Raw genomic sequence first — 25943 nt, 5'->3', positions numbered from 1 at the left:
CCCCGCGGCCCCCCACATATATATTCTCCCTGTACGCGCCCTGGGGCCTTCCGTACATGGACGCCCACTTCCGGCCGGGTGAGGGGGTGTCAGTGCTTGAAGGCGTCTTTGGTCTTTTCCTTGGCCTCACGGGCGTCACCCGTGTTCTTCTCGGCCTTCCCCTCGGCAGCCATCCGGTCGTTGCCGATGGCGCTGCCCATGGCCTCCTTGGTCTTGCCCTTGGCCTGCTCGGACTTCGCCTTGGCCTTCTCGCCGGCACTCATGAAAGGAGCCTCCTCGGACTCTCGTGTCGCTGTCACGGTAACCGGCTCGTGCCCCGGCTCTCCCTCCACAAACAAAGGAACGGTCGTGGAATGAGCGGCGCCATTCAGGGCAATCGGAGGGCCAGGAGGTTGATAACTATGGTTCCCCTTTTGCTTGTTCTGCTTCTCGCCCTGCTCCTTTTCGGTGTCGGCTTCGCCATCAAGATTCTCTGGTGGGTGGCGGTCGCCGTCCTGGTGGTGTGGCTCCTCGGCTTCGTCATGCGCTCCACCGGTGCGGGCGGCGGCCGCGGCCGCTGGTACCGATGGTGACCTGACCCGCAAGCGCACACCCTTTCCGGGGCCCGGCCTGCACACGGCCGGGCCCTGCCTGCATGCGGGATTGCGGGTACTGCGCGTCATGTTCGTCTTCACCCCGCCACCCGGACAGAGTTGGGGGCTCACCTTCGAAGGGTTTCAGGCACGGCTGCGGGAACGTGACCCGGACACGTTCACCCACGTCGACGCCGGGGAAGACGGTCCGGTGCGCGGCGCAGCGATGGTCTTCGGGATCACCTTCGACGACGAGGATCTGGAAGGCTTGGCCAGTCTGGAACCCGAGGGCGTGTCCGTCCGGGAGTGCAATCCCCACATGGCGGCCCGGGTCGCCCTATGGCTCAGGAACAACGTGGCACCGGCGGATGCCCCGGTCATGTTCAACACGGACTGGGGAATCGAGGAAGGCCTTGGGCCCACGCTCGTCCCCGACGCCACCAGCCCCCGGATCGCAGCGGCCTTCGTCCAGCACATCGAAGACACCGGCGGCCTCGACTGAGAATGCCGGGAACGGTCGGGATGCCCGGACGGTTGTGCGCCACGCACCAGCCGAGGTCTCCTCAGCGCAGGGGTTGCGTACGGATGAACATAACCCGTCGTAAGGCGCGTTTTCCGGGCCGATCGGGCTGATTCTCCGCCCACTAGGCGGTACGGTCTGATGCGGGGTCAGCACAGGCAGTGGGGGGTGTGGTGACGGGCATCGAGATCGCGATCGGGTACCTGTTCGCGTGGGCTGTTCGGAAGGCTCAGCGCGTGGCCGGGCGAGCGGATGGGGAAGTCGACCGGGCGCTGGACGCCGGGATGGATCGCCTGCATGACTTGGTGAGCCGAAAGCTAGGCAACGACTCCGCGCTGCACCGGCTGACTGAGGAGGCGGCAAGCGGGCGCGAGTCGCCCAGCGACCGGACACGGCAGCGGGTGCTGCTCGCGCTGGAGGAAGCCGACGAGACCGATTCCGGCTTCGCCGCCGATCTCGAGCAGGCGGTGGCCCATCTGCAATCCCTTGCTCCGGCATCCGGCAGTCGGCCCGGAGGGGACCATATCGAGTTCCACCACAACACCTTCTCCGGTCCGGTCCAGGCCAAGGGCGTGCAGCACATCCACCGCGGCGCCGCATCATGACCGACGGCAACAGACAGCACGGCGCGCGGGACGAATTCGAGTTCCGCGACAACACCTTCCAAGGCCCCTTCCAGACCGAGGGCGTCCAGTACATCCACTACCACGGCGCGCCCCCGGCCACGCCTCAGACACGCAAGTGGTGGCGGCGGCGGGCGACGGGGGCGTTCGCAGCACTGGCGCTGGTCCTGGCTGCGGGAGGCGCGTACACGGTGTACGCGCTGGGATCGTCCGCCGAACCGGATGAGATCCCGGTGCCGCGGCTGCTGAATCCCGGTAACGCGAAGCTCCCGTCGTACGTGCACATCCAGGCAGAGGAGCAGTGTTCCTCCAGCGTCAACTACTACGCGGAGACGGCGGACGACTACCAGAGAGGACAGCACAGGGGGCAGAGGCGTCTGGGGCCGGTAGCCGTCGACATCACCAGCCAGACGTCTTCCGAAGAGGCAGTGCTGCTGGTCGGCATGCGGGTGCTGGATGTACAGCGGAAGGTGCCTCCCACCACCGGAATCGCCGTTGATGACGGGGGGTGCGGAACGGCAGTGGGCGTCAGGCCGTTCAAGACCGATCTGGACAAGACCGACCCACCCATCATCGCGAAGGCGGCTGCGCACCCACCGGTGTCCTTCCCCTACAAGATCTCGTCGAACGATCCCGAGGTGTTCCAGCTCACCCTGGAGAACACCACCTGCTTCTGCGCCTTCGCCATCGAGATCGACTGGGTCGCCGCGGGAAAATCCGGCAAGACGATCCTGAACAATGGCGGATCGGGCTTCCTGTCCGGTGCGGCCCCCAAGGTGCCCGCGTACACACTCGACTCGTCCAGCCGACTGCTACGGACGACGTACCGGCAACTTCTCCCATCGCGCTCGTAACACACGATCGCGAGCGCCTCCTCTTCGGGCGCCACCGGCAAGCCTCGCCGGCGAGGAGCCCTGACATTGGGACCGAGATGCCCGCTGGAACTTGCAGTACAGACCTGTCTCGATGGCGATCTCGGACAGGCTCATCGCCCTGGGCCGGATTCCCGGCGTGGAACGCCTGCTGCATGCCGCACTGCGTCGTGGGCAGCTGCTGACCCTGCGGTCCGCGGTGCAGCAGGTCGTGAGCGTCCTGCCTCGAGATTCGTCGACGGAGCGGCCCAGCAGGTCTTCGGGGCGGCTGTTGGCGGTGATGATGCGGCCCTGCTCGTCTACGACATACGCTGCCGCCCCGATAGCCTCCAGCGCGGGCGTGAGGTGCTTTCGGTCCCGCTCTTCGGGGCCGGTTTCTACCGTGAGTGGGGTGGGCGATCAGGCAGCAGGCGAGCTTGCGGAGGGCTTCGTGGATGTCGTCGCGTCGTTCCCAGGGGATGCGGAGTCGTCTGAAGCCGTGGAGCCAGATCGCCGTCAGATCCCCTCCGGGAGCTTCGGCTCAGCGCGGATCAGGCATGCCGGGCAGGGTTCAACGCGCTGCGCCCCCGTGCCGCTGCTGAGGCGGGGCGGGGGCGCTGCACGCTGGCGGGCGGTTGTCAGTTGTCGGGTCCGAGCGTGGTCAGGTCGACGGCGTCGACGATGGCCTTGTAGCCGTCGGTGGTGAGGTTGACGTGGTCGCCGGTGTCGTCGTCGTTGGGAGCGGCGTCGGCGTAGAGGATCAGTGGTGTGGGGTCCGCTGCGCTGGTGGGGTCGGGGACGGCGACGGATGATTCGGCGCCGAGGCTGGTGACTGTCGGGGTGCTGTAGTCGACCTGGTCGGTGATCCAGGTGTTGGCGGAGACGCGGTTGGTGTCTGCGGCGGTGGTGCAGGGGGTGCCACCGACGACTGCGCCGCCACCCCCACACCCGGCGCCTCGCCGACCGTGGGCGGCCCCTCCCCGTACTGGCAGAGCTGGACCTACGACGCCACCGGCGCCCGCCAGCATCAGGTCGACCACGACACCGCCGGCAACACCACCAACTCCTATACCTACGACGAGGACGGCAACGTCCACACCCGCACCACCCGCGCGGGCACCGACACCCTCACCTACAACGACGAAAGCCACCTCGCCGACCTGTCCTCCCCGCACCGTCAAAGATCTCTAGCAGATGCTCTGGCTGTCGAGGGCGGCATCCCAACCGCCTCCCGGGTCGCCTCCGGTCGAGTACTGGTGCCAGTCGGAGTTGAAGAACACGCTGTTCTCCTGGCTGCCGTCGGAGTAGGCGGTACGTACCCAGCCCCGAGCCTGGAAGGACTTGGGCGCCGGGTAGGTGTCGATGGCCTGGGTCGCACTCACGACGCCGTACCAGCGCTTGAATCCGTTGGAGTCACCGTGTGAGACGACGTGCCCGTTCTGGTCGACGAGGTCGACCGCGAGCCACCAACCCGGACCCGACGGGAAGTGGCAGTCCATGCTGTTGTAGTCGACGTCCAACTCCGCCCAGGTGGACCGTCGACACGAGTCGTAGTAGAGCGTGATCGTTCCCAGAGTCCAACCGTCCCTGCTGTCGGTCAGCGTGCGCGAGCCGACCATGGCGCTGGAGCCGCAGGCGTGGGCCGACGGGGATGATGCCACAATCCCGAGGCAGGTCATCGGCAGTACGACCGCGGTGGCAAGCGCCAGCCGGGTTGTTCCGATCAGAGGTACGAAAGAGGGCACGGTCGTGCTCCTTGGCTGACGAAGGGCCCCCGGTCCGTGTCAGGCCCGGGGGAGGGGAGCGGGTGCAGGGAGAGCCGCAGTAGCTGCAGGAGGCGTTGTTGCGGCTGAGCTGCGAGGTGCCAGGCTTGGTCACGCTCGACGGCGGCACACGGCGAGGACGGCAGCGCTGGCTACCTGCATCGGCTGGGCCTGGAGGAGCGCAGCGACAAGCAACCGTGGCACCAGGAGGCCCGCAGCGCCGAGGCCAGGGCCGGCGCGCAGGTCATCGCGCACGGCACGGCCGAGGGCAGCCGGCACAGCCACTGCCCTGCGGGTGGCGGTCAGGTCCAGTTCCAGTTCTGGGGCGCGTCCCCGTGCCGCCCGTCCGGGAGGGTCGGGGAGTAGTAGTCCCAGACCAGGACGGGGTCCCCGTTCTGCGACGGGTCGGTGCCGCCGTAGTTCTTGGCGTCCATGAAATCGAAACTGCCTCCGTAGTCGGAGCCGCTCTGCAGTCGTGCCCACCCGTCGTAGTCACCGGAGAGCTGGTACCAGACCTGGTTCGCCTCGGGCTGTCCGTTCTGGGTGATGCAGTGCCACAGCTGGACCAGGTGTCCCTTGTAGTCGTTGGGGATGTTGTCGTAAGTGCCACCACTGATGTCCATGTCCAGACACAGGCCGCTGCGCTGGTTGGTGATGGTGAACGCGGGTACGCCACTGGGGGTACGGACAGGGTGGAAGATCCACCCCTGCTGCGCCTGACCGTTGCAGACCCACATCTGCACCTTGTCACCGTCCTTCGACGGATCCTGGTGCGGGTCGCCGGGCGCGTAGGCGGCGTCCAGGCACATGTTGCTCGCGTAGGGCGTGTGAAGCTGCCAGTTCCCCGGGCTCGCGTGGGCCGTCCCCATGCCCACGTCGACCATGACCAGCGCTACCATCGCCGCCACGGCACTGAGTTTGACGGTCTTCCCCATGTTTCCCCCTGTATCGGACAGAATTCGGCGAGCGGTCGTTCGCCTGTGCACGCATGCGGTGCTACGCCTGGTACTCCCGCCGGATCGCCCCCGCGCACTGCCGGGCCCGGCGTCGGACGGGCACGGCAGAGGCTACGACGGATGAAGGCGGCGCGAAGGACGCCGTTGCACAGTGAGGCGGTCCCTCCGGTGCCAGACCGCACAGCGAGCCCCTCTGTCTCCGTGGCAGAGCCCCGGATACGCTCTGGCCGAACGGATTCGGCGGTCTCTCGAGGGAGTGACATGCACGGTCATGATCCGCGTACGGCCACGGCGGCACCGGGACAGGCTCGGCGGGCCGACGACGTGCTGGACATGCAGCGCGCGGCTCGAATGGGTGGCAGCGCGCTGCTGCTCCGCTGGCTGGCCGGCCGTACCGGGGCCGCCGTCCTCCTGGCGAACCGCTCGGGCGCCCCCGCCTCCCCGCCCCCGCAGCCCCTCGGCACGGCCGAGCACGATCTCGTACTGCACGGGATCCGGGAGGCCTCCGCGCGAGGGCTCAGGTCCGTGACCCTCGACGAGCAGGACCTCACCTGCGTCGTCCTTCCTCTCGACGGCCCACAAGGCGTCCAAGCGCCCTTTCTCGCGGTCGTGGTGGCACGGCCGATGCCACCCGGCCTGCTGGTCCTGCTCGCGGATGCCGCATCCGGCCTCAGCCTGTGCTGGCAACTGGAGCGCACCCGGCAGCAGCAGCGTCGGCTCCGGGACGCCGACGCGCGGATCCGGGAGGCCGTCGTGCACCTGCTGATGAACGGTCAGGTGACCACCGCACGCCTGGTCGCCGGGGCACTGCGGCCCGCGCTGCCCGACGTGATGCGGATCTACGTCATCGAGGGACCGCACACGATACGCAGGGCGGTCGCGGACACGTGGGCCAAGGCGGCCGACGGTGCTTGGGTTGTGCCGTGTCCTGTGTACGCAAACCATCTGGTGGTACTTGCGCCGGCCGACTGCGGGACTCACGCTGGTATGGCCGTCGAGCCGGTCTGGCCCCACTCGGTGGCGGAGACCTGCTGCATCGGGGTGAGTGACCCGGTGCCCTTACGGGACACCGCCATCGGCTACGCGCAGGCCTTCCACGCCTTGGCCGCTGCACGTCACAGTGCTGAGCGGCGTGCGTCGTTCGCGGGCCACCCCGACCTGGCGCTCACCATCGGGCCGGCCGCGGAGGCCTGGGCGGCGGTCTTACTCGCGCCGCTGCGTGCCTACCGTGCGCGGCGTCCGCAGGACCCGGACAGCGCGGAGCTGCTGGCCACCGCCGCGTCATGGCTCAGTTTCTCCTCCAAGGCGACGACCCATCTCAAGATCCACCGCAACACCCTGGCGGCGCGTCTCACGCTTGTGCAGAGGTTGATGGGTCTTGACCTGGAGCGGCTGCCCGACCAGGCTGCACTGGCTCTCGCACTTCGCGTGATCGGCGCGGGCATCCCCTCCGGCCCGGAGCACCGCACGTCAGATGCCGGGGGAAGGGCGCCCTCCTTGGACGGACTCCTTGCGCTGCCTCATGTCGTGATGTGGGCGCAACGACAGTTCCGTCCCGTACGAGCGCCGGGTGTCCCGGTCTCGATCGCGCAGACGCTCACCACCTGGCTTCGCCTCGATGGACGTATCGTTCCGACGGCTGCTGCGCTGTCCGTCTCGGCATCGGCGGTACGCAAGCGCCTGGAACGGAGCGAGGCATTGCTCCAACGCTCCCTGCTGCGTTCCCCGAGTGCCGTCCACGACCAGTGGCTGGCACAACGGGCCCTTGACTTGGCCGAGCGGAGCGCAGCCCCACGTACCGCTTCGTCGGCCACTACCGCGGGCACATAACGCCGCTGCGGTCTCCAGAAGCTGTGTCGCAACCTCTTTCGGCAGGTCACCATAGGTGAGCTGAGCTGATGCCGTGGACAACTGCCCCCGGTGTCCGGGCCGGCCTGGCCGACCGTCTACCGGTGCTTCGCCCGGTGAATGCGCCAAGGTGCTTCACCTCGTCTCGGCGAACTACTGCTGGTTCACCGACCCTTCCCGGGCGCTCCGCCTCAAGCTCGTCGGCCCCCGACGGCAGACCGTCCGCTGGTCGGGATGTGTGACTCCGCCCGCTGCCCGCAGGCAACCCATCATCCTTGGCGCGGCACGCTGAACGCACCGCGATCTTCCTCGGCCGGCTCGGCACCACACGCAAGACCGAGTGCACCCGGCTCCAGCCGACCACGACCGGGCCCTCCACGTCGTCGCCGAGATCGACGCCGCCGGCGCCACCACGGACGAGGAGCCCGCACGAGGCTTTCCCACAGCCCAGCGGACCGAGAACGCGAACCGCATCCGGGCCGCCCTGGACCGCCTCCTGCGCGGCGAGATCCCGCCCGGATCGACGAGTGGATCACCGACGCCACCGGCGACGCAACCGGCGAGAGGCGCTACCTCATACGCTACTTCTTCAGCAGCACCAGGTGCAGTTCGTCCCACACACCGGCTTCGTTCCATGCGGACAGGCGCCGCCAGCAGGTCATGCCCGAGCCGAAGCCCAGCTCCTGCGGCAGGTACTCCCACTGGATCCCGGTGTGCAGTACGAACAGGATCCCGCACAGCTCTTGCCGGTCCGGCACCCGAGGTCGGCCCGCGACCAGCTTCGGGCCTGGCTCGGGCAGCAACGGCTCCATCAACGACCACAATTCATCCGAGACGATCCACGGCCTCGGCTGGATGCGGGAGGTCACGCGGCAGCCAGCCGCGCCCTACCTGCAAGCCCGGTCCCTCAGGGCCGGGTCAAGTTGACTGGCCAGTTCCGTCGTCCTTGATCTGCCCCGGCGCCTCCCTGTGGCGCCTGTGCCGCTCCCGGGTGAGTCCCTGCTGCCGTTTTCACGAACACCTCTCAGGGAGAGGTGATGTCGGCGACCACGGGGTTCGACGGGATTCGCATGATGTCCGCTGCTTCCGCCTCCACGGTGCAATGCGGCTGGCCGCTCCCGCACAGCACTGTGCCCATCCGAGGCACCGTGGCGTCGAAGACCACGGTGACGTCCGGCGCGTCGCAGATGGGGCCGACCCCGCCGCGTTCCATGTTTACCTTCTGCAGGGCCTCTTCGTCGGCGGATTTCAGGGCCGAGCGCGGCACTCCCAGGACGGAAGCGAGCCGACCATAGCGGATCCGGGTCGGGCCCGGGACGACAGCCAGCAGAAGGCGGTCGGGGCCGACGGTGAATGCCACCGTCTTCAGCGAGTTCTGGATGTTCTCCTCCGTGAACCCGGTGCGGGTCCGGATGTCCGCGCCGGTGCGGATCTCCACGTGCTGATGCACGGTGAAGGCCACCCCGGCAGCGGCGAGTAGCGCGGCAGCGGGTGGGAGCGAATCCGGTGTGTTCTCCATGCCTCTCCAATCGCAACTGGTGAAGATCCAAGTTTGGTTTTAGCAGCCATGCGGCCAAGAAGCGGAGCCCTGCGAGGGGTGCCGGCTCGAAGGGGGCGACAAGGCCACGGCCATCGCTCAAAGTATCAACGCGATCACAATCAGCGGTACTGCGGGGCCGAAGAGTACGGAGAGCACATCGAGAGCTGCCGTGCGGTGAGACGCGCCGAGGCAGGGTGTCTCTTGCCTGATCACGTGGTGCGGGCGGGGCTGTCGTCAGTTCCCGCTCTGCCATGGTCGTCCTCGTTCGTCGGTGCCCCGGAGGGGGCCGGCACCGGTGTCCGAGTCCGGTTGCCTCGCATACCCGACGCGATGGCGGCCGCCGCGGCCAGAGCGATCCCGCCGAACACGAGCCAAGCCGCGTCTCCCATGCCCTGCCACAGGGCGACTCCGATCACCGGGCCGACTGCGGTGCCCACACCGAACATGGCCTGTGATGCGCCGAGGTATCTGCCGACGAGTTCGGCGGAGCCTGCCTGCGCGGGGTACGCGACCATCGTTGGAGAGCCGACGACCTCGCCGAGCGACCAGACCGCCGTGGCCAGTGCGAAACCCGCGACTCCCAACGGCAGGGAATAGGCGCTCAGCCCAGCGGCTACCAGCACCACGCCGCACGCCGCGCCCAACCGCCGTGGCCAGTGCTGCACTTTTCTGGTGACAGCGAGCTCGCACGTGATCACCATGAATCCGTTGATCGCGACCATGAAGCCGTACACCATGGTGGGCCAGCCGGCGTCGTGGACGGCCAACGGAAGGACGGCGAGGTACTGGATGTAGACCGCCGAGTAGGCGAGCATGCCCACGAGGAAGCCCAGGTACCGGATGTCGCGCAGCACGGTCAGGTATCCACGATGTGCACCCGGGGCGCGGGATGTCCGAGCCGCGCGCGGTGGGTCGGCGGGTAAGGACCGCCGGCAGATGACGGCACACATCAGCGCTGCAACAGCCTCACCCCAGAACAACACCGGGTAGGACAACGCTGCCAGTAGGGCTCCGAGCAGCGGGGCGGCCGTTGTTCCCAGGTTCTGCGCCATGCGGTACAGGGCGAATGCCATCACATGCCGCTGCTCCGGCACCCCCGCGCTCACCAGTTGAGCGGACACAGGCCGGTAGATCTGACTGGTGGCGCCGAGCGCGGTCACGATGACGAGCAGGACGGGGAGCGATGTCACCGCCGGAACGCCGGCGGTGAGCAGGGCCGTTGACGCCATCGACCCGGTGAGTGCCCGGCGGGCTCCGATGTGGTCCACCAGCCAGCTGCCGAGCAGGATGCCGAGGATCGCGCCGGCTCCGTTCGCGCCGAGCGCGATACCGGCCTGCCCGGCGTCGTACCCCTCATGTACCAGGTACAGCACCAGGAATGCCTGGAGAAAGCCGCCGAGCCGGTTCACGAACACTCCGGCGATCACGGCTTTGACCGCCCGTGGCGCCGCTCGCCACGTAGCGGCTGCGCCGGTCGCCGCGGTCTGGTCCGCAGTCATGGGTCGTCTGCCCACGACTCAACTGCCCGGTACGAGACGCACGGCACGATCGGCCGCGTCCAGCGCCTCGGCGCACTGCTCGGGGGTGTCGCCGGTGACGATCACCAGAGCGTAGCGGCAGGTCACGTGCGCGGCAGGCGGCAGCAGCAGTTCCTGTCCCGGAGCAGCGAGGATCTCCACGAGTTCCACGGTTGCGGGCAGGCGCGAGCGGTCGACCTGCAGGGAGCCGACGACGGTGTCCTGGTCGGGATAGAGGAAGCGGATCGCCGCCACTCCTTGGGGCCTGAGCGGAATGGCCGGCCGTTCCCCGAGTGCGAGTGACGCGGCGGCGAGGGCGGCGTCCACCCCGGTCACCAGCCGCCCGAGGTAGGGGATGAGGTCACCGCCGCTGCGGGCGTTGATCTCCACCAGCCGTGGCCCGCGGGCGGTGAGCCGCCACTCGGTGTGCGTCCAGCCATGAGAGAGACCGACAGCGGCGTGTGCCGCATGGAGCGCCTGCGACAGCTCAGCGTCCCGCAGGAGGGGGTCGGCGGCGTCGACGGTATGGCCGACCTCCTCGAAGTGCGGCGGGAATCCCAGGTGCTTGCGGGCGATGAAGACCGGTGTGACCTCGCCTTCCCAGCACAGGCTGTCCACACTGATCTCTGGCCCGTCGAGGTATTCCTCGACCACAACCGGATCCGGGAAGCGCTCGCGCACCTCCGGCATGGATCGCGTGGCCACCGACTCGAACACCGCGGTCAGGTGCTCGGGGTCGGTGACCAGTGTGGTTCCGTTGCTGCCGACCAGTGCCCGCGGCTTGAGCACCACCGGGTAGCCGATCGCCGCCGCGGCTTCCAGCGCCTCGCGGGTGTCGCGTGCGGCGACAGCGTGTACGGGCGTGGCGCCGTGGCGTTGCAGCGCGTTCCTCGTGGCCAGTTTGTCGCGGCAAGTCGCCATCACGGTGGGGGACACGGTGGGCAGACCCAGGTTCTCGGCGAGCCGTGCGGACGGCAGAATGCGGGTCTCGTCCCAGCACAGGATGCCGCTGATGGGGATGGAGCGCTCCGCCATGTCGTGGGCGGCCCTGAGCATGGCCTGGTGGTCCAGCGTGTCGACGACCGTGTGCCCGCAGATCAGCGACTGCTCCCAGGTCGGCTCTTCCTCCTCGAACACCCAGATCCGATGTTCCTTGGCCACGGCCTGCAGCATGTAGCCGCGGGTGAGTTCCGCCATCGGACTCACCAGGATCAGCAGCGGCCGACCGGTTGCGTCTGATCCGGTTCGACTTGATCGGAGCATGTTCAGCACGCCCCTGACGGGCGGGGGCGCGTCACCGGCGAGACGCCCGCACCGACGGGGTCACGCTCGATGGGTGAGAAGTCGTAGCGGTCCAGTGGGTCGTGCTTGAGGTCGGTGATCGACAGGTTGGTGGAACGGATGCGGGCGCGCACTCTTTCGCTGGCGAGCTTGATGGCGATGCTGTCGGCGAACGGGGCTCCCCGGTCGGTCACCGAGATGTCGGTGCCGCTGACGTGCAGCAGCCCGTTGTCCACAAAGGGGCGCAACTCGGCGGCAAACTGCTCGGCGGGGTCGACGCCGTACCGCCGGCGGAACTCCTCGCGATGCACCCCGCTGGACCGCAGGGCGAACATCATGGTGCGACGCATCCGCTCCTCGATGCTTAGACGGGCGCCGCGCCACACCGGCGGACGCCCGCTCTCGATCGCGCCCATGTAGTCGCTGACAGTGCACTCGTTGTAGTACTGCGTGTGGCCGACGTAGCCGAATCCGGAGACGCCGAAGGGCAGGAGGTTGATGTCCTCGATCGAGTCGTACTTGTTCTCCTGCTGACGGGAGTGGTGCTGGTCCTGCGCGTAGTAGAACAGCGGGCCGCGACGGAAGCCGATTTCTTTCATGATCGCCTCGGTGGCGAAGTGCATGAGCAGCCGATCCCGATTGCCCGGGAATATCTCCGGGTTCTTCCGATAGTGCGCGGATATGGGGTCGGCCTGCTTGAACATCAGGGGAAATATGTTGAACTTCCTCACCCCTGCCGAGACCAGGGTGCGGATGGTCGTGTACCAGTTCTGCAAGTTCTGGTACGGCAGGCCGAAGATGAGGTCGACCGAGAGGTTGTCCACCCCGCGCTCGGACAGCATCCCCAACAGACGGTGCACGTCCGCTGCGGTGTGGCCGCGGTTGAGCTTGCCGAGGATCTGGTCCTCCATGGCCTGCACTCCGAATACCCAGCGGTTCACCCCGGACTCCGCGACGGCGTCGAGCCGGTCCTTGTAGTCCGGCGCGTCGATGACACTGGGATGGAGCTCGAACGTCATCTCCGTGGCGGCGGTGATCCCGACCGCGGCGCGCAGGCTACGGGACACCTCGGTGATCTGGTCGGCGTTCAGGTACGAGGGGGTGCCGCCACCGAAGTAGACGGTGGCTGCGGACGGGTGGCCGGCCAGATCGCCCACCAGGGCAAGATCCTCGCGCAGCGCGCGAACGTAGCGTGCGACGCGCTGGTCCTCCGGCAGGATCTCCTTCGCGAAATGACAGAAAGTGCAGCGTTGTTCGCAGAACGGAATGTGCAGATACACGTTGCACATGTCCGTGGCCTGCGGCAGGAAATCCAGCGGATCCACGGAGTCCATGGCCTTGAGCGGGGGATACGTGCCGATCAAGTAGTAGTTCTCGATGGATTGCATGATTCCCAGTTCCGATAATGCATCCAACGGGAGGCTCGCGAGCGCCGACTGGGCCTCATCGGCGACCTGCCGAAAGCTGGGAAACGAAGAGAGCGCGTCCATTCTTCCACCCCTTGAGGTTGATCCGCGGCCCACGCTACGAGCTCTCCCGCACGGGTGAGTATCCGTCTGGTGACCCGGGGGGATCACCGGGCGCCCGCACGGTGTCAGCTCGGTGTCTGCGCGGTGGCCGATTCGCTCTGTCACACCAAGTGGCGCTGATTACCATGGCGTTCAGGCATTGCAGCCGTGTGCCGACAGGAGTGCGTACTGAGGAGCGGAGAGGAACCTTGCCTTGAGATTCGGCATCTTGGGGCCCGTTGCCGCCTGGGCCGACGACGGGACCGAGGTGAAGCTGGCGGGATGGCGACCGCGTTCCTTGCTGGCAAGGCTGCTGTTGGATCCACGAGAGGTCGTGTCGGTCCAGGACCTGGTGGAGGCGTTCTACGGCGCGGAGTTGCCCGATAGCGTCGGCAGCACGCCGAAGACCGCCGCCAAGCTGCTGCGGCAGGCGCTCGGCAAGCAGAGAGACCTCATCGAGACCTTCCCCGGTGGCTACCGGATCGCCGCCGCCCCCGAAGACATCGACGCTCATCGCTTCCGCGCTCTCACCGAGCAGGCCGAGCGGCAGGAGGCCCGGGAGGCATCACGAACCTTGGCGGAGGCACTGGATCTGTGGCGCGGGCCGGCTCTAACCGGACTGAGCAGTGCCGTGTTCCATGCCGCCGCGTCGCGGTGGGAGGAGATGCGGCTGGTCGCGATCGAGCGAAAGATCACCGCGGATCTGGATCTCGGTCGCCACCACGATCTGGTCGGCGAGTTGAGCCAGCTCACGAAGAAACACCCCCAACGTGAGGCGCTGCGTGGCCTGTTGATGAAGGCGCTGTTCCGGTCCGGCCGCACGAGCGAGGCGCTGGAGGCCTACGCGACGTACGACAAGCAGGTCCGGACCGAGCTAGGAATCGAACCGTCGCCGCAGCTGCGCCAACTTCACCTGCGCATCCTCCACATGGACCTGGAGCCACCGGAATCAGCTTCGGACAGGCCGGTCACCTCCGCGGCAGTCGACTCCGCTCCAATCCAGGCAGCCGGTCCGGCCCGGGCCCCAGCCAACCTACCGGCCCGCCCCCACGGGGTGATCGGCCGTGCCGAGCAACTGGTCCTCATACGGGAGGCGTTGACTGCGGACGCTGAGGGATACCTGCCGATCGCGGTCCTCAGCGGGCCCGGCGGCTACGGCAAGACCACCCTGGCCACCGAGGCCGCCCATCGCATGAGAGGCGACTATCCAGACGGCCAGCTGTACGCCCACCTCTCCGGCTCGCAGCTGCGACCGGCGAGCGCGGGGGACGTCCTCGCTCGATTCATCACCTTCCTCGGCATATCCGAGATCCCGGCGACGGTTGACGCCAAGGCCGAGGTGTTCCGTGCGGCCGTTGCCGGCAAGAGGCTGCTCATCGTGCTCGACGACGCCGCCACCACAGCACAGGTGATGCCCTTGCTTCCCGGGGAGCCGGGCTGCGCAGTGATCGTGACGAGCCGCAACCCGATACCCGGTCTGGGCGGTGAGCACATCGCGCTCGGCCCGCTGGGCCAGGGCGAGGCCGGCGAGTTGATCAGGAACCGGGTCGGCTTCGACCGTAACGACACACCTGGTGTGCTCAAGCGGTTGATCAAGCTGTGCGGAGGCATGCCCTTGGCACTGGACCTGGCCTGCGCAAGACTCGCCACCCACCCCCACTGGGACCTGCCCTACCTAGTCGACCGGCTTGCGGACATCGACCAGCGGCTTTCGGTGCTCAACGTTGACGGCCGCGACGTCCGCACCTGCTTCGAACTCGGCTATCAACTCCTCTCTCCGGGTGCCCAGGCCCTCATGAGGGCGATCGGCAATCTCGGCGTCGGGGAAATCAGCGCCTGGACCGCGGCAGCGCTTGCGGACAGCACCGTCAGTGAGGTCACCCCACTGCTGGACGAACTTGCCGCAGCCCACCTGCTGACCGTCACTGGAACTGTCCCCTACGTCCACTGCCGACTCCATGACCTGGTCTTAGCCTATGCACGCGAGCGGGCGACGACCGATGGCGATCCAGCCGAGCTCCGCGTCGAGCTGAACCGCGCCTTCGGCGCCCAGTTGGCCCTGACCGACGTTGCCTACGCCGCGATGCACGGGCCCCAGGAGCGCGCCTTGATCGGCGGCACTGCCCGGTGGACGCCGGCGGACGCACCGCCACGGATCACGGGCTCGGCCACCGAGTGGTTCGTGGCCCGCTTGTCAGACATCTCCCAGATGGTGCAACGGGCAGCCGAGGCCGGCCTGTACGAAGCCTGTTGGGAACTCGCGGTCGCACCGCAGACAGCTCTGGAAGCCGGTGGCTACTTCGACCTGTGGCACACCACGCACGCACGCGCCCTCGCCGCGGTGGGCATCAGCTACGGCGAGGCCGCGCTGCTGCACTCGCTCGGCTATCGCGCGCTGGTCCTCCGCAACTACCGCGAAGCCGAAACCCACCTGGGCCGGTCGGCGGAGATCTTCAGCCGCCTCGGCGACACCGAAGGGCAGGCCGCCGTCATGGTTCTGATCAGCGACGCCTGCCGGATACAGGGTGATCCGACGGCCGCTCGCGCTGCCTGTGAGCGCGGCTTCGCCCTGCAACCGGCCAATAGGCGCACCCGTGCCAACCTGTGGCTGAATCTCGGCCGGGCACAGACACATCTTGATGAGCTCGCGCAGGCCAAGGAGTCGCTGCGCCACTCGCTCACGCTCTACGAGCAGAGCGATGACCTGCGGGGACAGGCCGAAGCCCACTGCGACCTGGCGCGGATCTTCGTCCGCGAGGCCGACCTCGGTGCCGCCGCCTCCGCCTTCGGCTCGGCGTTCCAGCTGGCCCAAGCCGTTGGCGACACTCTCGGCATGGCATACATCCTGACGGATCTGGGCGAAGCCCACGCTCGTCTCGGTACTGCCGAGAACGCGTATCCGCTGCTGAACGAGGCGGCGAGACTCGCCCAGCAGGCCAACAACGCATATGTACAGAACCGTGCCCGGCAGACCCTCGCCGAGCTCGTCCCGCGCGAGCGCACCGACACCACTCACGCGGCGCTCGCCCCCCGTCCCGACAGCGAACATGGAGAGCAGCTGTGATGCACCTCCCGGAGCCGGCTCTGTCTCGCGCAGTTGTTCACCCATGGGCGTACCAAGCTGCCGGTCACTGAGGAATCAACTATCCCGCCCCGACGGTCAAGCGCGCGGGCAAGGGCCCGGGCAAGGCGCAACAGTGGTGGGCTCTGCCCCATAGGGATTGGGCGGTAACCGCCGACGGGCCTACTGCACTTGCCAGAGGGTCTGGTGGAGCAGGCGACGGATCTCCTCAGGGGGGAAGCCGATCAGCCGCAGGCAGGGCGGGGATGGTCAGGGGTGGCCAGGTGATGGCGGGCTCGTCGGGTCCGTCCGGGCAAGTGGGCTGTTCGGAGCTCGGCAGCGGCGCCGTGACCCTCCTCATCCTGTGGTGGGAAACCCGTCACTGACACCGATGGCGGGCCCGTGCGAGATGGCCCCCCTCGTGGGTGTGGCAGGCCGTGCACAGCTTCTGTACTGGGCAGGGGCTCTATAGAGTCTGTCTGTGGTCAAGCCACGGTGGGTCGGCCGTATACCTCTCGTTGAGCGGTGGAGCCCCGACGTAGTTCTCCGGGAAAGTCGGCGTGTCGCCTGTGTCGTTTTTGAAGTCCTCGACGAACACCGTGCCCGGGGCCTGCGGGACTCCCGGAGTGCCGGATGCGTGAAGTGTGTCCACACTCGCCGGATCGCCCAGAGCCTGGGCTTGAGTGGTCGGTAGAGCACCCGTGCTCGCAAGCGCCATGAGGAACACTGACGCGGTGTGCGCGCCCTGAGAAAGCTTCTCTGCGGGAATTGCCGCCGCCTCTTTTCCAATCATGACGGCGTACAAGCTGCATCGGCCATGGGCGGAAAAGAGGCGACCCAGGCCATTTACTGTGCAATCCGCATTCAAGCATGCGCTCTCAAGGAGAGAAGGCCAGCCAGCTCGATGATTGCATTTTTCACCTCGTTGGTCGAGTCGGGATGAAACCCGAGGTCGGTGGGTGATTATCTTGCTGCTACTGCCTTCGGGCCCTATCGCTCCTCCAGCGGAGTGGCACATCACGCGTGAGATCGTGCCCGCAAGTTGGTTCGTTTGTGAGCGTGCTCATATCACTTCCGCAAGCGCATTCAGCTCCTGTAAGTCCCTCACGCACTGATCGGCCGACCTCTCCAACGGTCGACCGAGGCCGGAGCTGGTCCTCCACACGAGCAAAACGGGAGCGTTCATGCTTCAACGCAAATCCCTGTGGCACCTTGCTGCGGTCTCCGTCGTTGCCATCGCCGAGGTCGCCGTCCCCGCTGCGGCACAGGCGCAGACGCTGGTCTCCTCTCAGGCCGGCACCTCCGGTCAGCACGCCAAGATCTCCCAAGCCAAGAAGTCGAACAGGGCAGCGCAGCCCAGTACGCCGTTCGCGTGCGCCGGCAGGATCTACGACGCCGCCGGAGCGCCTACCACGCAGCTTTACGAGGGAACTCCCGGGCCCGGATCCGTGTCGTTCGCTCCTCTGGGCCCGGCGACCGGCAACTACAACGCCATCGGCATCAACCCGGTGGACCACTTCATGTACGCGATCGACAACACCGCCGGCAGTCTGCTCCGGATCAGCGCCGACGGCTCCGTCACAAACCTCGGGCCCATCACCGGCCTGCCGCCACACGGGTTCAACAGCTACAACAGTGGTACGTTCGACGACGCGGGCGCCTACTACGTGGCGCACCCGGAAGGGGGCAGCGTCACCGCGATCTACGTGATCGACGTGCCCACGCACACGGTGACTCGTACGATCCCGGTCTCCCCGGCGGTGCAGTTCTCGGACTTGGCCTTCGCCCACGGCTTCCTGTGGGGCGCCTCACCCGATGGAAGCATCGTGCGCATCGATCCCAACACCGGCGCCGCTTCCGCGTTCACTGGGGTTTTTCCAGCGACCACGCTCAACGGCTACGGCGGCGCGTTCACCTACGGCAACGGTGACCTCGGCTTCATCGACAACGGTGGGTTCATCCGTCGCGTGGCGGTGACAAATCCCGGCTCGGCCACCCCGACCCTCACCCTGCTTTCCACGCAGACCGCTCCCGCCGTATCGACGAACGTCGATGCGACATCGTGCTTCGGCGCGCCGACGGATCTCTCGGTGACGAAGACGTCGGCTTCCATGGCGTACACGCCGGGACAGAAGGTCATGTACACCATCACGGTCAAGAACAACGGTCCGAACCAGTCCTCCGGTTACACCCTCACCGACACGATCCCGGCCGGGTTGACGAGCCCGGGAACCACCACGGCCGGCTGCACCATCACCGGCTCCACCCTCTCCTGTACCAGCGGTGCGTTGCCCGTCGGCGCCTCAGACACCATCGTCATCACCGGAACCGCAGACAAGAACTCCACCGGAGTTCTCACCGACACCGCCACGGTCACCGGCAACGAGGCCGACACAGACCCGAACAACAACACCGCCACCCTCGGCACCCCACTCGCCCGCACGGCGGCGGATCTCGCCATCAAGGAGACCGGCCCGGCCCGGGCGACCGAGGGGGACACCGTTACCTACACGCTGAAGGTCACCAACAACGGCCCGAGCGGCTCCACCGGCTACACCATCACCGACACGCTGCCAGCGGGTCTACAGAACTCCTCCGCCTCCTCCGGGTGCACGATCACCGGCTCGATGGCGACCTGCACCGCCGCCTCCCTCGCGGCCGGCGCCTCGAACACCTTCACTATCGAGGGAACGGCGAGCCCGGACACGACGTCGCTGGTCAACACCGCGCGCGTCACCGGCAACGACCCCGACCCAGACGCGAACAACAACACCGCCACCTTCACCACCAACGTCGGCAAGCACCATTGTGATCACAGCAACGACGAATATGGCGAGGGCGCTGTTCAGTCCGTGAGTTCACGGCGTGCTCTGCCGGCACTCCGTGTGTCAAATCGGACAGAACGACGTGCGATGAAGACAGATTCTCGGCTACCGGTAATTCGTTGAACCTGACGGTAGAGATCGAGTTCATTCGATTCCGCGCTGGATCGAATGAACTCGCGTCCTTGCTCAGTGGTCCACGTAGACGCTTATCCGCGAGTTGATCTGAGGGTACTGGTTCAGGCCGCAGGCCGTCGCGGCATTTCGCGTGCGTGCAATGCACTCACGGCGAAGGCAGGTAGAAGACGGCGCGCGCCCCCGATCGAGGCTCCGTGAGGCGCGTAGGTGGAGGCGGCCGAGGCAGCTTCTGAACTTGATTGGGTGATGTCGGAGCCGTTCGTCTGACGGTGGCCGGTCCGTTCCGGTAGCCCTGGATCGTGAGATACGCACAGGGCGGCGGGCTGACCGACGCTGGGAGGGCCGCGCGGGAGCGCGTTCGGCTGCAGGCCGTGGAACGCTTCAAGAGCGGGCGGAGGAATCGGGAGATCGCTGCCGGGTTGCGGGTCAGCGAGCGGTCGGTGGAGCGGTGGCGACGGCAGTGGCGCGAGCGCGGCGAAGCGGGGGTCCTGTCGAAGGGATCGCCTGGCCGGCCCAGGCTCAGCGAAGCGCAGATCGCCAGGCTGGAACGAGAGTTGGAGCGTGGTCCGCTGGTCCACGGCTGGCGGACCAGCGGTGGACGCTGGCGCGGATCAAGACGCTGATCGGCCGACTGTTCCATGTGGGCTACACGGTGGAGGGCACCTGGCAGCTGTTGAAGCGGCACGGCTGGTCCTGGCAGCAGCCCGCCCGGCGGGCAATCGAGCGCGATGACGCGGCGGTCGAGATCTGGAGGAAGGAGACCTGGCCGCTGGTAAGAGCACCGCGGCGGCTTGCAACGGTTGGATCGTGTTCGAGGACGAAGCCGGCCAGTCGATGAGGCCGCCGCGAGCCAGAAGCTGGGGCCGCAGGGGCTCCACGTCCGTGGTCCGGGTGCGCGGTCGGGGCTCGGGCAGGGTGTCGATGGCCGGGTTGACCTGCTACAAGCCGGGGAAGCGGTCCCGGACGTTCTATTCGGTCCGCGAGTACCGGGGCCGCAAGGGCGAGCCGAAGGGCATCGGTTGGCGCGACCTGCGCGACCTGCTGCTCAGGGCCCACATCCAGCTCGGCGGCCCGATCGTGCTCGTGTGGGACAACCTGCGCATGCACCTGATCGAACCGATGCGCCAGTTCATCGCCGACCACGCTGTCTGGCTCACCGTTTTCCAACTTCCGAGCTACTCACAGGACTTGAACCCGCAGGAGGGCATCTGGTCGCTGGTCAAGCGCGACATCGGCAACCTCGCTGCGGCCGACCTCGGCCAGATCACCCGTGCCGTCAAGCGCAGGCTCAAGCAGATCCAGTACCGCCCGGACCTGATCGACGGCTGCCTGGCCGGCACCGGCCTGATCATGGACGACTGATCTGTCGGCCCTGGAACTCGACCACGACCACGCCGTCACCAGCGGGCACATCCGGGGCTGGTTGTGCCGCGCCTGCAACCAGGCGGAGAAGACATCGAACGAGTCAGCCTTCGTTGCCTACCGGCAGAAGAACCCCGCGACCATGGCCGGTATCACGGTCGCCTACAGCTCGGTCAGCGGGAGGAAGGAGATCCAGCTCTCCTACCGCCAGAACTCCCCGATCGGGCGCGTACCCGCTCCCCGTGAGCGGCCGTCCGAGGTGGCAGCCAGGTGCGTGGCGGCCTTCGAGGCGACGGCTGCCGACTTCATCAAGTCCGAGGAGTTGACGGCCCACACCAACGCGCCCGACGCGTCGTACCGGAAGGTGACCACACACAGCCTCGCCGACGCACTGAAGAGGTTCGGGATCGCTCCGCGGAAGGCCAGGCGAACGTCGAACGCGGCTACCACCGGGAAGATTTCGTCCGGGTCGGACTGATCGACCCGCGCTGACCGGGAAAACACGAAGGCCCCTCACCGCGCCGTGCAGTGAGGGGCTTCGGCCTGTCCGGGAGGGTCAGTAGCCGGTGGTGGATGCGGTGTACCAGTGCCCGTCGGTGGGGTACCACACCTGGCCCTTGGCCCATGCGGTGTCGGTGCTGCTGGCGTCGCCGAGCATCAGGGTGTAGCAGGAATACCCGTACAAGGAGGGAACCCACGTGGTGATACCGCAGGAGTGGCTTGCGCCGCCGTAGCGGTAGACCCAGCCGTTACCCGCATCCGAGTAGTAGTTGGTGACGCGGCCCCACGCGGCACCGCAGTTGTTGGAGTAGCGCAGTTCGATCTGGCCGACGACGGTTCCGTCATTGGCGCGGATGGAGATGGGCGGAACCGGGCTGTGGGCGTCGTTCGCGCAGATGGTGGCGCTGGGGCTCAGCCCGTCGCAGCCGTGGTCCCAGCAGGACGTGGAGGCGTGGGCTGGCACGGCGGTCAGTGTGGTGGCCGCGAGTGCGAACGCGGCCACGAGAAGAGCTTTCAGGCGCTTCACGCAGGTCCCCCTGAGGGCAGGGGGGGAGCAGAGTACTCCCCCCGACGACGCGTGAGCGTACCGGCGGCCGGGAGGAGACAGGGGCCGTTTACTGGCCAAAAACGGCGAAGCCCCGCCGGCCGCTGCTGCCGAAGCAGCAGGGTGGTACCCGGTGGGGCTGATCGACCCGAACGGCCCGTGCAAGACCGGCGGGATGGGGAAGGGAGAGGTCATGCCACCGAGAAGCACGGGCGGCCACCGATGTCTCAGGAAATCGTCTTCGCCAAGATCCGGGCCATGGGATACGAGCCGGACCCGGATGCCTCGTACATCGTCACCAAAGACCCCTCCGCAGGCCTGAACTGCTCGTCCTCCTGCGAGCCACAGTCCTGCCCCAGCCCCGCCGGGACCTGGCGCACATCCTGCACTGGTCGAACTGGCGCCGCCGTCACCAGCACCGGGCCGCGGCCTGCCACCGCCGCTGGAACGGGGTCAGCGCAACGGCCACCACGTGATCACCGACCATGCAGATCACGACCTACAGCTGCCATGACTGACCGACATCACGAATTCAAGTTGAGTTGTTATCGATCCGGCCCTCGGCAGTGTTCATCTCCTTTCCTTGTCGAAGTCGGCGTCGTGGTGGGACTCTCGCGCGCACATGCAGCCGGTCGATCGACACTCGGGGCGGATCAGTTGTACGTGGTGGCCGATGGGCCGGCGATGGCGGTGAGCCGGAACTTGGTCTCGTCCTCGCTGCCGGGCACTGCGGTCATGATGACGATCTCGAGCTCGGAGTCGCCGTCGGTCAGGACGTCACAGTCCACCGTGACCGGGCCCACCGACGGGTGGTCGATCGTCTTGTGGTCCTCGCGGTGCGCGGCAACCTCTCCGCTCGCCCATAGCTCGGCGAACCTCTCATTGCCTGCGTTCAGATCGCGGATCAGTGCGGCCAGGCGGCTGTCCCTGGGGAAGCGGCCGGTGGCGCGGCGCAGGTCGGAGACGACGGCGGCGTCGATGGCGTCGCGGTCCGCCTCGATCACCGGCCACAGCGCGAGACGGGCGGGACCGGCGCCCGCGGGGAATCTGTCGCGGGCGAAATTGCGCAGCGGTGGCGGCGAGGCGGAGGGGGCGCCCAGCAGGGCGGCCCACGCACGGTTCCACCACACCAGTTGCCAGTCGGCCGCGAACACGGCGACCGCCACGTCCCCGAGGCGGGCGAGCACCCGCTGCACGCCGGGCGGGAGATGGTCAGAGAGATCCCGTTACGCCAATCCGCATCCGGAGTGTGGCGGCGCGCCGCAGACCGTGTCTTTGACGCGCTGGTGCCCGCTACGAGCATGGCCACAGCGCCCATCCCGGTAAGGGAAAGTCGGATCTTCATCGGTGCCCCTTCCCCTGACGCCGGCACCCGCAGGCCCTACGCCTCCGGCCGGTGGCCGCCATCTTCACCAACTCGCCAGCCGTACAAGCCCGGGAAACAGCGGAGCCTCCTATTATCGACGATCACGTGATTCCTCACCGAAAGCGTCAGCTTCCCGGCCCAAGTGTTCGATCCGGGCTGGGCGAGCTCGGGCGCGTTCATCACCCGGCGGGCACGGCATCGACATCGCCGCTGAGGGTCCGCTCCTCTGCGTCGGCCAGCCAGAAGAAGACCAGGGGCAGGCTGAGTTCGATCACCGCCAGCACGATCTGAAACCACTGCGGCCAGCCGTGCGCGGCGAGCGAGAGTAGCCGGCCCATGCCGCCGAGCAGGAAGACGCCGGCCAGCCACCGCACCGTCCGAGCCGGGATCGGCCGCTGCCGTGCGGCCCACACCCACGCCAGCCCATAGCCGACGAAGCTGGCCCCCATGAACCGGCCCCAGCTGTCGACCGTAGCGCCGGCGGAACCGGCTCCGGGGATCGCCGCGTTGCCGAGGAGCACGTGGTACAGGCCGATCACCACGCTCGACCAGCCCATCAACTGTGTGAGGGTGCGCAGAGTCCTTGCCATGATCCCTCCGAGCCGTCTCGGTGGAGCTTAGTTGACATGTGTCTACTAGACTGGATGCGCTAGTAGACACATGTCAAGTAGTCTTCGCTCGTGCCTCCCCGCCAACGACTGAGCCCCGCCGACCGCCGCACCCAGCTCCTCGCCGTCGGAGCGCGGCTCTTCGCCGCACGCCCGTACAACGATGTCCTGATGGAGGAGGTCGCCGAAGAGGCCGGAGTCTCACGAGCCCTGCTCTACCGCCACTTCCCCAGCAAGCACGCCCTCTTCGCGGCCGTCTACCAGCAGGCTGCGGACCAGCTGCTCGCTGAGACCCGGCTTGACTCCACCGACTCCTTGGTGGATCAGCTCATCCAGGGCATGGAGGTTCACCTCGACTACTTCGTGGCGAACCGCAATGCCGTCCTCGCCGCGAATCGGGTTCTCGCGGGCGATCCCGTGATCCAGGCGATCATGGCGAACGAGCTGGACTCACTCCGCACGCGCCTGCTGGCCGTACTCCCACTCGCTGACGAGAGTGCCCGTGAGGCCGTGTCCGGCGTCCTGAAGAGCTGGCTGGTCTTCGTCCAGGTCCTCTGTGTCGACTGGCTTACCCACGAGACCTGCACCCGCACCCAGTTGCGCGACGTCTGCATCGGCGCGGTTCTCGGCGCTCTCCGACCGCTGCTCACCGAGGACCCCGCCCCCGAGTGGCCGCCACAGCGGCCCAACACGGGCGGTCAGGGTCCGCCGTACGACGAGGGCGGTGCCCGGTGCAGTCCCGGTCGGACTCGAACCTCCGAGCAGGGGAACTGACGCCTGTGGGAGTCACGTGGCGTTGCACATCTTCAAACTCGCGATGGAGGACGACCCCCCTTGCGCCTCTCGTATCCGTCGCCACCCGACACCTGGCCCGGGCCTGGGCACTGGAGAAAGCTGGGGCTGAGCATCGAATCGAGACAGCTTGGCTGGCTCATTTCAGCCGACCCGGCACGATATCTGACGGCTGCTGCTGGATTAGTTCTCCCGCCGTTACCTTGCTCGACGGACAGTTGGTATCGTCCCCGAGCTCGTGAGGGTAGTTCCCAGGTCGGCGCCCCACTCGCCCTGATGACCGAGTCGTCCCTGCACCCGCGCGGATGGTTCGACGCCGACCCTGTACCTGTCCGGCCGGCTGCGTCGTCCCCACGCCTGCAGGGGTAGCTCGAGTTCGGCTGCAACTACCTAGCCCTCGCCCCTCAGCGCACAGCATTGACGATCAATCGCGGGTGGGGTCGTAAGTCGATGATGCCGAGACTCGCGTCGGGCCGGCAGTGAGTGCAGGCGCTGGTGCCGTCGGCGAGCAGACGGCGGCCTTCCTCACCGATGCCGAGTTCGACGATCCACTCGGGCGGCGCGGGCCTGATCCGTCGGCCGTGCTCCTGCTCGGCCTGCCGCTTGAGAGCCAGTGGCCCAAGCTTCCCGATTGCTTCGGCCCGTGGCAGACCGCCCACAAGCAGCACCAGTTGTGGTCTGCCGACGGCACCTGGGAGAAGCTGCTCCAGTGCGTCCAGGCCGTCGCTGACGCAGCCGGGGGCATCGACTGGGACATCAACGTCGACTCCACGTCCATCCGCGCCCACCAGCACGCCGCCGGGGCTCCAAAGGCCCCGCCGGCACTGCCGGCCGCGTCAAAAGGGGGCATGGCAAGATCGATTCACGTGCGCGCGCACTTGCGCCTGCGGGAGGTGCTTCAAGAAGCAATCCGGCAGACGAGTCCCTCGGCCGGTCCCGGGGCGGGCTGACCACCAAGCTCCACCTTGCTGCGGACGGCAAGTGCCGCCCGCTGTCACTGGTTATCACCCCAGGCCAACGGGCCGACTGCACCCAGTTCGAACCCGTGCTGGACAAGATCCGCGTCCCCCGCGCTGGCCTCGGCAGACCTCGCCGGACTCCGCGCAGCGTCAGCGCAGACCGCGCCGACAGCAACGGCGTGATCCGTGCCTACCTGCGACGCCGCGGGATCCGGCACGTGATCCCTGAGAAGCGCGACAGCCGGGGCGCCCGTCTGCGCAAGGGCTCGCGGGGCGGGCGACCACCGGGCTTCGACCTGGTGCGGTACGAGAAACGCAACACCGTCGAGCGAGCGGTGAACAAGCTCAGGCAATTCAGAGCCGTGGCAACGCGCTATGACAAGCGAGGATACGTCTTCCTGGGTACCGTCACCGCTGCCGCACTCCTCATCCGGCTCCGGTCATAATCACGCTGGGCGTTGACCCCACGGCCTCTTCGTCAGTGACGGACCAGGCAGAACGGATGACCTGCGGGGTCTGCGTATATCCGCCAACTCCGTCCGTCCGCACCGTCGTCCAGCACCCTGGCGCCCTGGGACAGCACCTGTTCTTGAGCGCGGTCCAGGTCGGCGACGCCGAAATCCAGGTGGAACTGCTGTGGCCGGCTCGGGTCCGGCCACAGCGGCGGCTGGTAGTCCGCTACCCGCTGGAAGGCCAGGACGAGGCCGGATCCGGTGTGCAACGTGGCCCAGCCCTCGCTGAGCGCCCATCGCCGATCCGGCTGGTTGACGGCGCCGCCAACTCGCCCAGGTCCTCCAGCTCCTCCGCGTCC

General features: G+C 67.5%; 23 protein-coding genes and 5 pseudogenes. 13 read left to right on the top strand and 15 right to left on the bottom strand.

All coding sequences use genetic code 11. The features are described 5' to 3' along the window. Positions 1–89: 89 nt before the first annotated feature. Positions 90–263, bottom strand: coding sequence for a CsbD family protein (locus tag ACWEN3_RS12760; protein WP_452969230.1), 174 nt, complete (start codon positions 261–263; stop codon positions 90–92). Positions 264–401: 138 nt separating this feature from the next. Between ACWEN3_RS12760 and ACWEN3_RS12755 the strand changes: the two genes are divergently transcribed. The 4 genes from ACWEN3_RS12755 to ACWEN3_RS12740 all read left to right on the top strand — a co-directional run bounded on the left by ACWEN3_RS12755 (position 402) and on the right by ACWEN3_RS12740 (position 2569). Next, a complete protein-coding gene (locus ACWEN3_RS12755; protein ID WP_452969228.1) occupies positions 402–572 on the top strand; it encodes a hydrophobic protein in 171 nt (56 codons plus the stop codon). A gap of 88 nt (positions 573–660) precedes the next feature. After that, entirely contained in the window at positions 661–1074 is a 414-nt protein-coding gene (locus ACWEN3_RS12750; protein ID WP_452969225.1) for a hypothetical protein, read from the top strand. A gap of 191 nt (positions 1075–1265) precedes the next feature. Beyond that, positions 1266–1697, top strand: coding sequence for a hypothetical protein (locus tag ACWEN3_RS12745; protein ID WP_452969223.1), 432 nt, complete (start codon positions 1266–1268; stop codon positions 1695–1697). Further along, the gene (locus ACWEN3_RS12740) at positions 1694–2569 is read left to right on the top strand and encodes a hypothetical protein (RefSeq protein WP_452969221.1); all 876 of its coding nucleotides are present in this window, start codon (positions 1694–1696) and stop codon (positions 2567–2569) included. The genes ACWEN3_RS12745 and ACWEN3_RS12740 overlap by 4 nt, the downstream gene beginning before the upstream one ends. On the opposite strand, the gene ACWEN3_RS12735 is transcribed toward ACWEN3_RS12740, so the two are convergent. From ACWEN3_RS12735 to ACWEN3_RS12715, 5 genes and pseudogenes are all read right to left on the bottom strand, one after another. Continuing rightward, the gene (locus ACWEN3_RS12735; protein WP_452969232.1) at positions 2528–2911 is read right to left on the bottom strand and encodes a hypothetical protein; all 384 of its coding nucleotides are present in this window, start codon (positions 2909–2911) and stop codon (positions 2528–2530) included. The genes ACWEN3_RS12740 and ACWEN3_RS12735 overlap by 42 nt on opposite strands. A 67-nt stretch (positions 2912–2978) precedes the next feature. Then, positions 2979–3074, bottom strand: a pseudogene (locus ACWEN3_RS12730) (IS5/IS1182 family transposase); the annotation flags it as partial. Positions 3075–3204: 130 nt separating this feature from the next. Next, entirely contained in the window at positions 3205–3663 is a 459-nt protein-coding gene (locus ACWEN3_RS12725; protein ID WP_452969219.1) for a hypothetical protein, read from the bottom strand. Positions 3664–3753: 90 nt separating this feature from the next. Further along, positions 3754–4311: a hypothetical protein gene (locus ACWEN3_RS12720; protein WP_452969216.1), complete on the bottom strand. Its 558-nt coding sequence runs from the start codon at positions 4309–4311 to the stop codon at positions 3754–3756. 320 nt (positions 4312–4631) lie between these two features. Further along, positions 4632–5264 carry an RICIN domain-containing protein gene (locus ACWEN3_RS12715; RefSeq protein ID WP_452969213.1) on the bottom strand — a complete coding sequence of 211 codons (633 nt, stop codon included), beginning with the start codon at positions 5262–5264 and terminating at the stop codon, positions 4632–4634. A gap of 546 nt (positions 5265–5810) precedes the next feature. Between ACWEN3_RS12715 and ACWEN3_RS12710 the strand changes: the two genes are divergently transcribed. Further along, entirely contained in the window at positions 5811–7115 is a 1305-nt protein-coding gene (locus ACWEN3_RS12710) for a helix-turn-helix domain-containing protein (protein ID WP_452969210.1), read from the top strand. 602 nt (positions 7116–7717) lie between these two features. Here ACWEN3_RS12710 and ACWEN3_RS12705 read toward each other — a convergent pair. From ACWEN3_RS12705 to ACWEN3_RS12685, 5 genes and pseudogenes are all read right to left on the bottom strand, one after another. Further along, a pseudogene (locus ACWEN3_RS12705) lies at positions 7718–7945 on the bottom strand (transposase); the annotation flags it as partial. A 212-nt stretch (positions 7946–8157) separates the two neighbouring features. Continuing rightward, positions 8158–8652: an aminoacyl-tRNA deacylase gene (locus ACWEN3_RS12700; protein ID WP_452969207.1), complete on the bottom strand. Its 495-nt coding sequence runs from the start codon at positions 8650–8652 to the stop codon at positions 8158–8160. A gap of 230 nt (positions 8653–8882) precedes the next feature. Then, positions 8883–10082: an MFS transporter gene (locus ACWEN3_RS12695; RefSeq protein WP_452969204.1), complete on the bottom strand. Its 1200-nt coding sequence runs from the start codon at positions 10080–10082 to the stop codon at positions 8883–8885. Positions 10083–10190: 108 nt separating this feature from the next. Beyond that, a complete protein-coding gene (locus ACWEN3_RS12690; RefSeq protein ID WP_452969202.1) occupies positions 10191–11387 on the bottom strand; it encodes an ATP-grasp domain-containing protein in 1197 nt (398 codons plus the stop codon). A gap of 68 nt (positions 11388–11455) precedes the next feature. Then, complete coding sequence (locus tag ACWEN3_RS12685) at positions 11456–12961, bottom strand: coproporphyrinogen-III oxidase family protein (protein WP_452969199.1); 1506 nt, start codon at positions 12959–12961, stop codon at positions 11456–11458. A gap of 232 nt (positions 12962–13193) precedes the next feature. On the opposite strand from ACWEN3_RS12685, the gene ACWEN3_RS12680 reads away from it, so the two are divergent. From ACWEN3_RS12680 to ACWEN3_RS12660, 5 genes and pseudogenes are all read left to right on the top strand, one after another. Continuing rightward, entirely contained in the window at positions 13194–16043 is a 2850-nt protein-coding gene (locus ACWEN3_RS12680; RefSeq protein ID WP_452969197.1) for a BTAD domain-containing putative transcriptional regulator, read from the top strand. A 1181-nt stretch (positions 16044–17224) separates the two neighbouring features. After that, the gene (locus tag ACWEN3_RS12675; RefSeq protein ID WP_452969195.1) at positions 17225–18988 is read left to right on the top strand and encodes a DUF6923 family protein; all 1764 of its coding nucleotides are present in this window, start codon (positions 17225–17227) and stop codon (positions 18986–18988) included. 311 nt (positions 18989–19299) lie between these two features. Beyond that, positions 19300–20362, top strand: a pseudogene (locus ACWEN3_RS12670) (IS630 family transposase). A 1-nt stretch (position 20363) separates the two neighbouring features. Beyond that, positions 20364–20414: pseudogene (locus ACWEN3_RS12665) on the top strand (hypothetical protein); the annotation flags it as partial. A 90-nt stretch (positions 20415–20504) separates the two neighbouring features. Further along, a complete protein-coding gene (locus ACWEN3_RS12660; RefSeq protein WP_452969193.1) occupies positions 20505–20840 on the top strand; it encodes a hypothetical protein in 336 nt (111 codons plus the stop codon). 78 nt (positions 20841–20918) lie between these two features. Here the strand turns inward: ACWEN3_RS12660 and ACWEN3_RS12655 are convergent, their stop codons facing one another. Beyond that, positions 20919–21389, bottom strand: a complete 471-nt coding sequence (locus tag ACWEN3_RS12655) for a DUF2690 domain-containing protein (protein WP_452969190.1) — start codon at positions 21387–21389, stop codon at positions 20919–20921. Positions 21390–21712: 323 nt separating this feature from the next. Here ACWEN3_RS12655 and ACWEN3_RS12650 point away from each other — a divergent pair. Next, a pseudogene (locus tag ACWEN3_RS12650) lies at positions 21713–21883 on the top strand (IS701 family transposase); the annotation flags it as partial. Between the two features lie 177 nt (positions 21884–22060). Here ACWEN3_RS12650 and ACWEN3_RS12645 read toward each other — a convergent pair. Together ACWEN3_RS12645 and ACWEN3_RS12640 are read right to left on the bottom strand one after the other, a co-directional pair. Beyond that, positions 22061–22603: an MmyB family transcriptional regulator gene (locus ACWEN3_RS12645; protein WP_452969187.1), complete on the bottom strand. Its 543-nt coding sequence runs from the start codon at positions 22601–22603 to the stop codon at positions 22061–22063. 349 nt (positions 22604–22952) lie between these two features. After that, a complete protein-coding gene (locus ACWEN3_RS12640) occupies positions 22953–23363 on the bottom strand; it encodes a DUF4345 domain-containing protein (RefSeq protein ID WP_452969185.1) in 411 nt (136 codons plus the stop codon). 90 nt (positions 23364–23453) lie between these two features. Between ACWEN3_RS12640 and ACWEN3_RS12635 the strand changes: the two genes are divergently transcribed. Further along, positions 23454–24155 (top strand): TetR/AcrR family transcriptional regulator, encoded by a 702-nt coding sequence (locus ACWEN3_RS12635; protein WP_452969183.1) that lies wholly within the window; start codon positions 23454–23456, stop codon positions 24153–24155. A 497-nt stretch (positions 24156–24652) separates the two neighbouring features. After that, positions 24653–25578, top strand: a protein-coding gene (locus tag ACWEN3_RS12630; RefSeq protein ID WP_452969180.1) for an IS5 family transposase whose coding sequence is annotated in 2 segments (ribosomal slippage) — positions 24653–24985 and positions 24988–25578 — 924 coding nt in all. Because the reading frame shifts where the segments join, the coding sequence is not laid out codon by codon here. A 32-nt stretch (positions 25579–25610) separates the two neighbouring features. Here ACWEN3_RS12630 and ACWEN3_RS12625 read toward each other — a convergent pair. Beyond that, a partial coding sequence (locus tag ACWEN3_RS12625; protein WP_452969177.1) for a VOC family protein occupies positions 25611–25943 on the bottom strand: 333 nt, incomplete at its 5' end.

It is taken from the genome of Streptomyces sp. NPDC004561 (assembly GCF_053602155.1).
This window is presented reverse-complemented; position numbering and strand designations above follow the sequence as displayed.

Bases quoted from the DNA above. Each gene is read 5' to 3' on its own strand.
- ACWEN3_RS12685 (WP_452969199.1), bottom strand. From the start codon at position 12,961: ATGGACGCGCTCTCTTCGTTTCCCAGCTTTCGGCAGGTCGCCGATGAG.
- ACWEN3_RS12700 (WP_452969207.1), bottom strand. From the start codon at position 8,652: ATGGAGAACACACCGGATTCGCTCCCACCCGCTGCCGCGCTACTCGCC.
- ACWEN3_RS12755 (WP_452969228.1), top strand. From the start codon at position 402: ATGGTTCCCCTTTTGCTTGTTCTGCTTCTCGCCCTGCTCCTTTTCGGT.
- ACWEN3_RS12660 (WP_452969193.1), top strand. From the start codon at position 20,505: ATGGCCGGTATCACGGTCGCCTACAGCTCGGTCAGCGGGAGGAAGGAG.
- ACWEN3_RS12750 (WP_452969225.1), top strand. From the start codon at position 661: ATGTTCGTCTTCACCCCGCCACCCGGACAGAGTTGGGGGCTCACCTTC.
- ACWEN3_RS12675 (WP_452969195.1), top strand. From the start codon at position 17,225: ATGCTTCAACGCAAATCCCTGTGGCACCTTGCTGCGGTCTCCGTCGTT.
- ACWEN3_RS12640 (WP_452969185.1), bottom strand. From the start codon at position 23,363: ATGGCAAGGACTCTGCGCACCCTCACACAGTTGATGGGCTGGTCGAGC.
- ACWEN3_RS12690 (WP_452969202.1), bottom strand. From the start codon at position 11,387: ATGGCGGAACTCACCCGCGGCTACATGCTGCAGGCCGTGGCCAAGGAA.
- ACWEN3_RS12760 (WP_452969230.1), bottom strand. From the start codon at position 263: ATGAGTGCCGGCGAGAAGGCCAAGGCGAAGTCCGAGCAGGCCAAGGGC.
- ACWEN3_RS12715 (WP_452969213.1), bottom strand. From the start codon at position 5,264: ATGGGGAAGACCGTCAAACTCAGTGCCGTGGCGGCGATGGTAGCGCTG.
- ACWEN3_RS12740 (WP_452969221.1), top strand. From the start codon at position 1,694: ATGACCGACGGCAACAGACAGCACGGCGCGCGGGACGAATTCGAGTTC.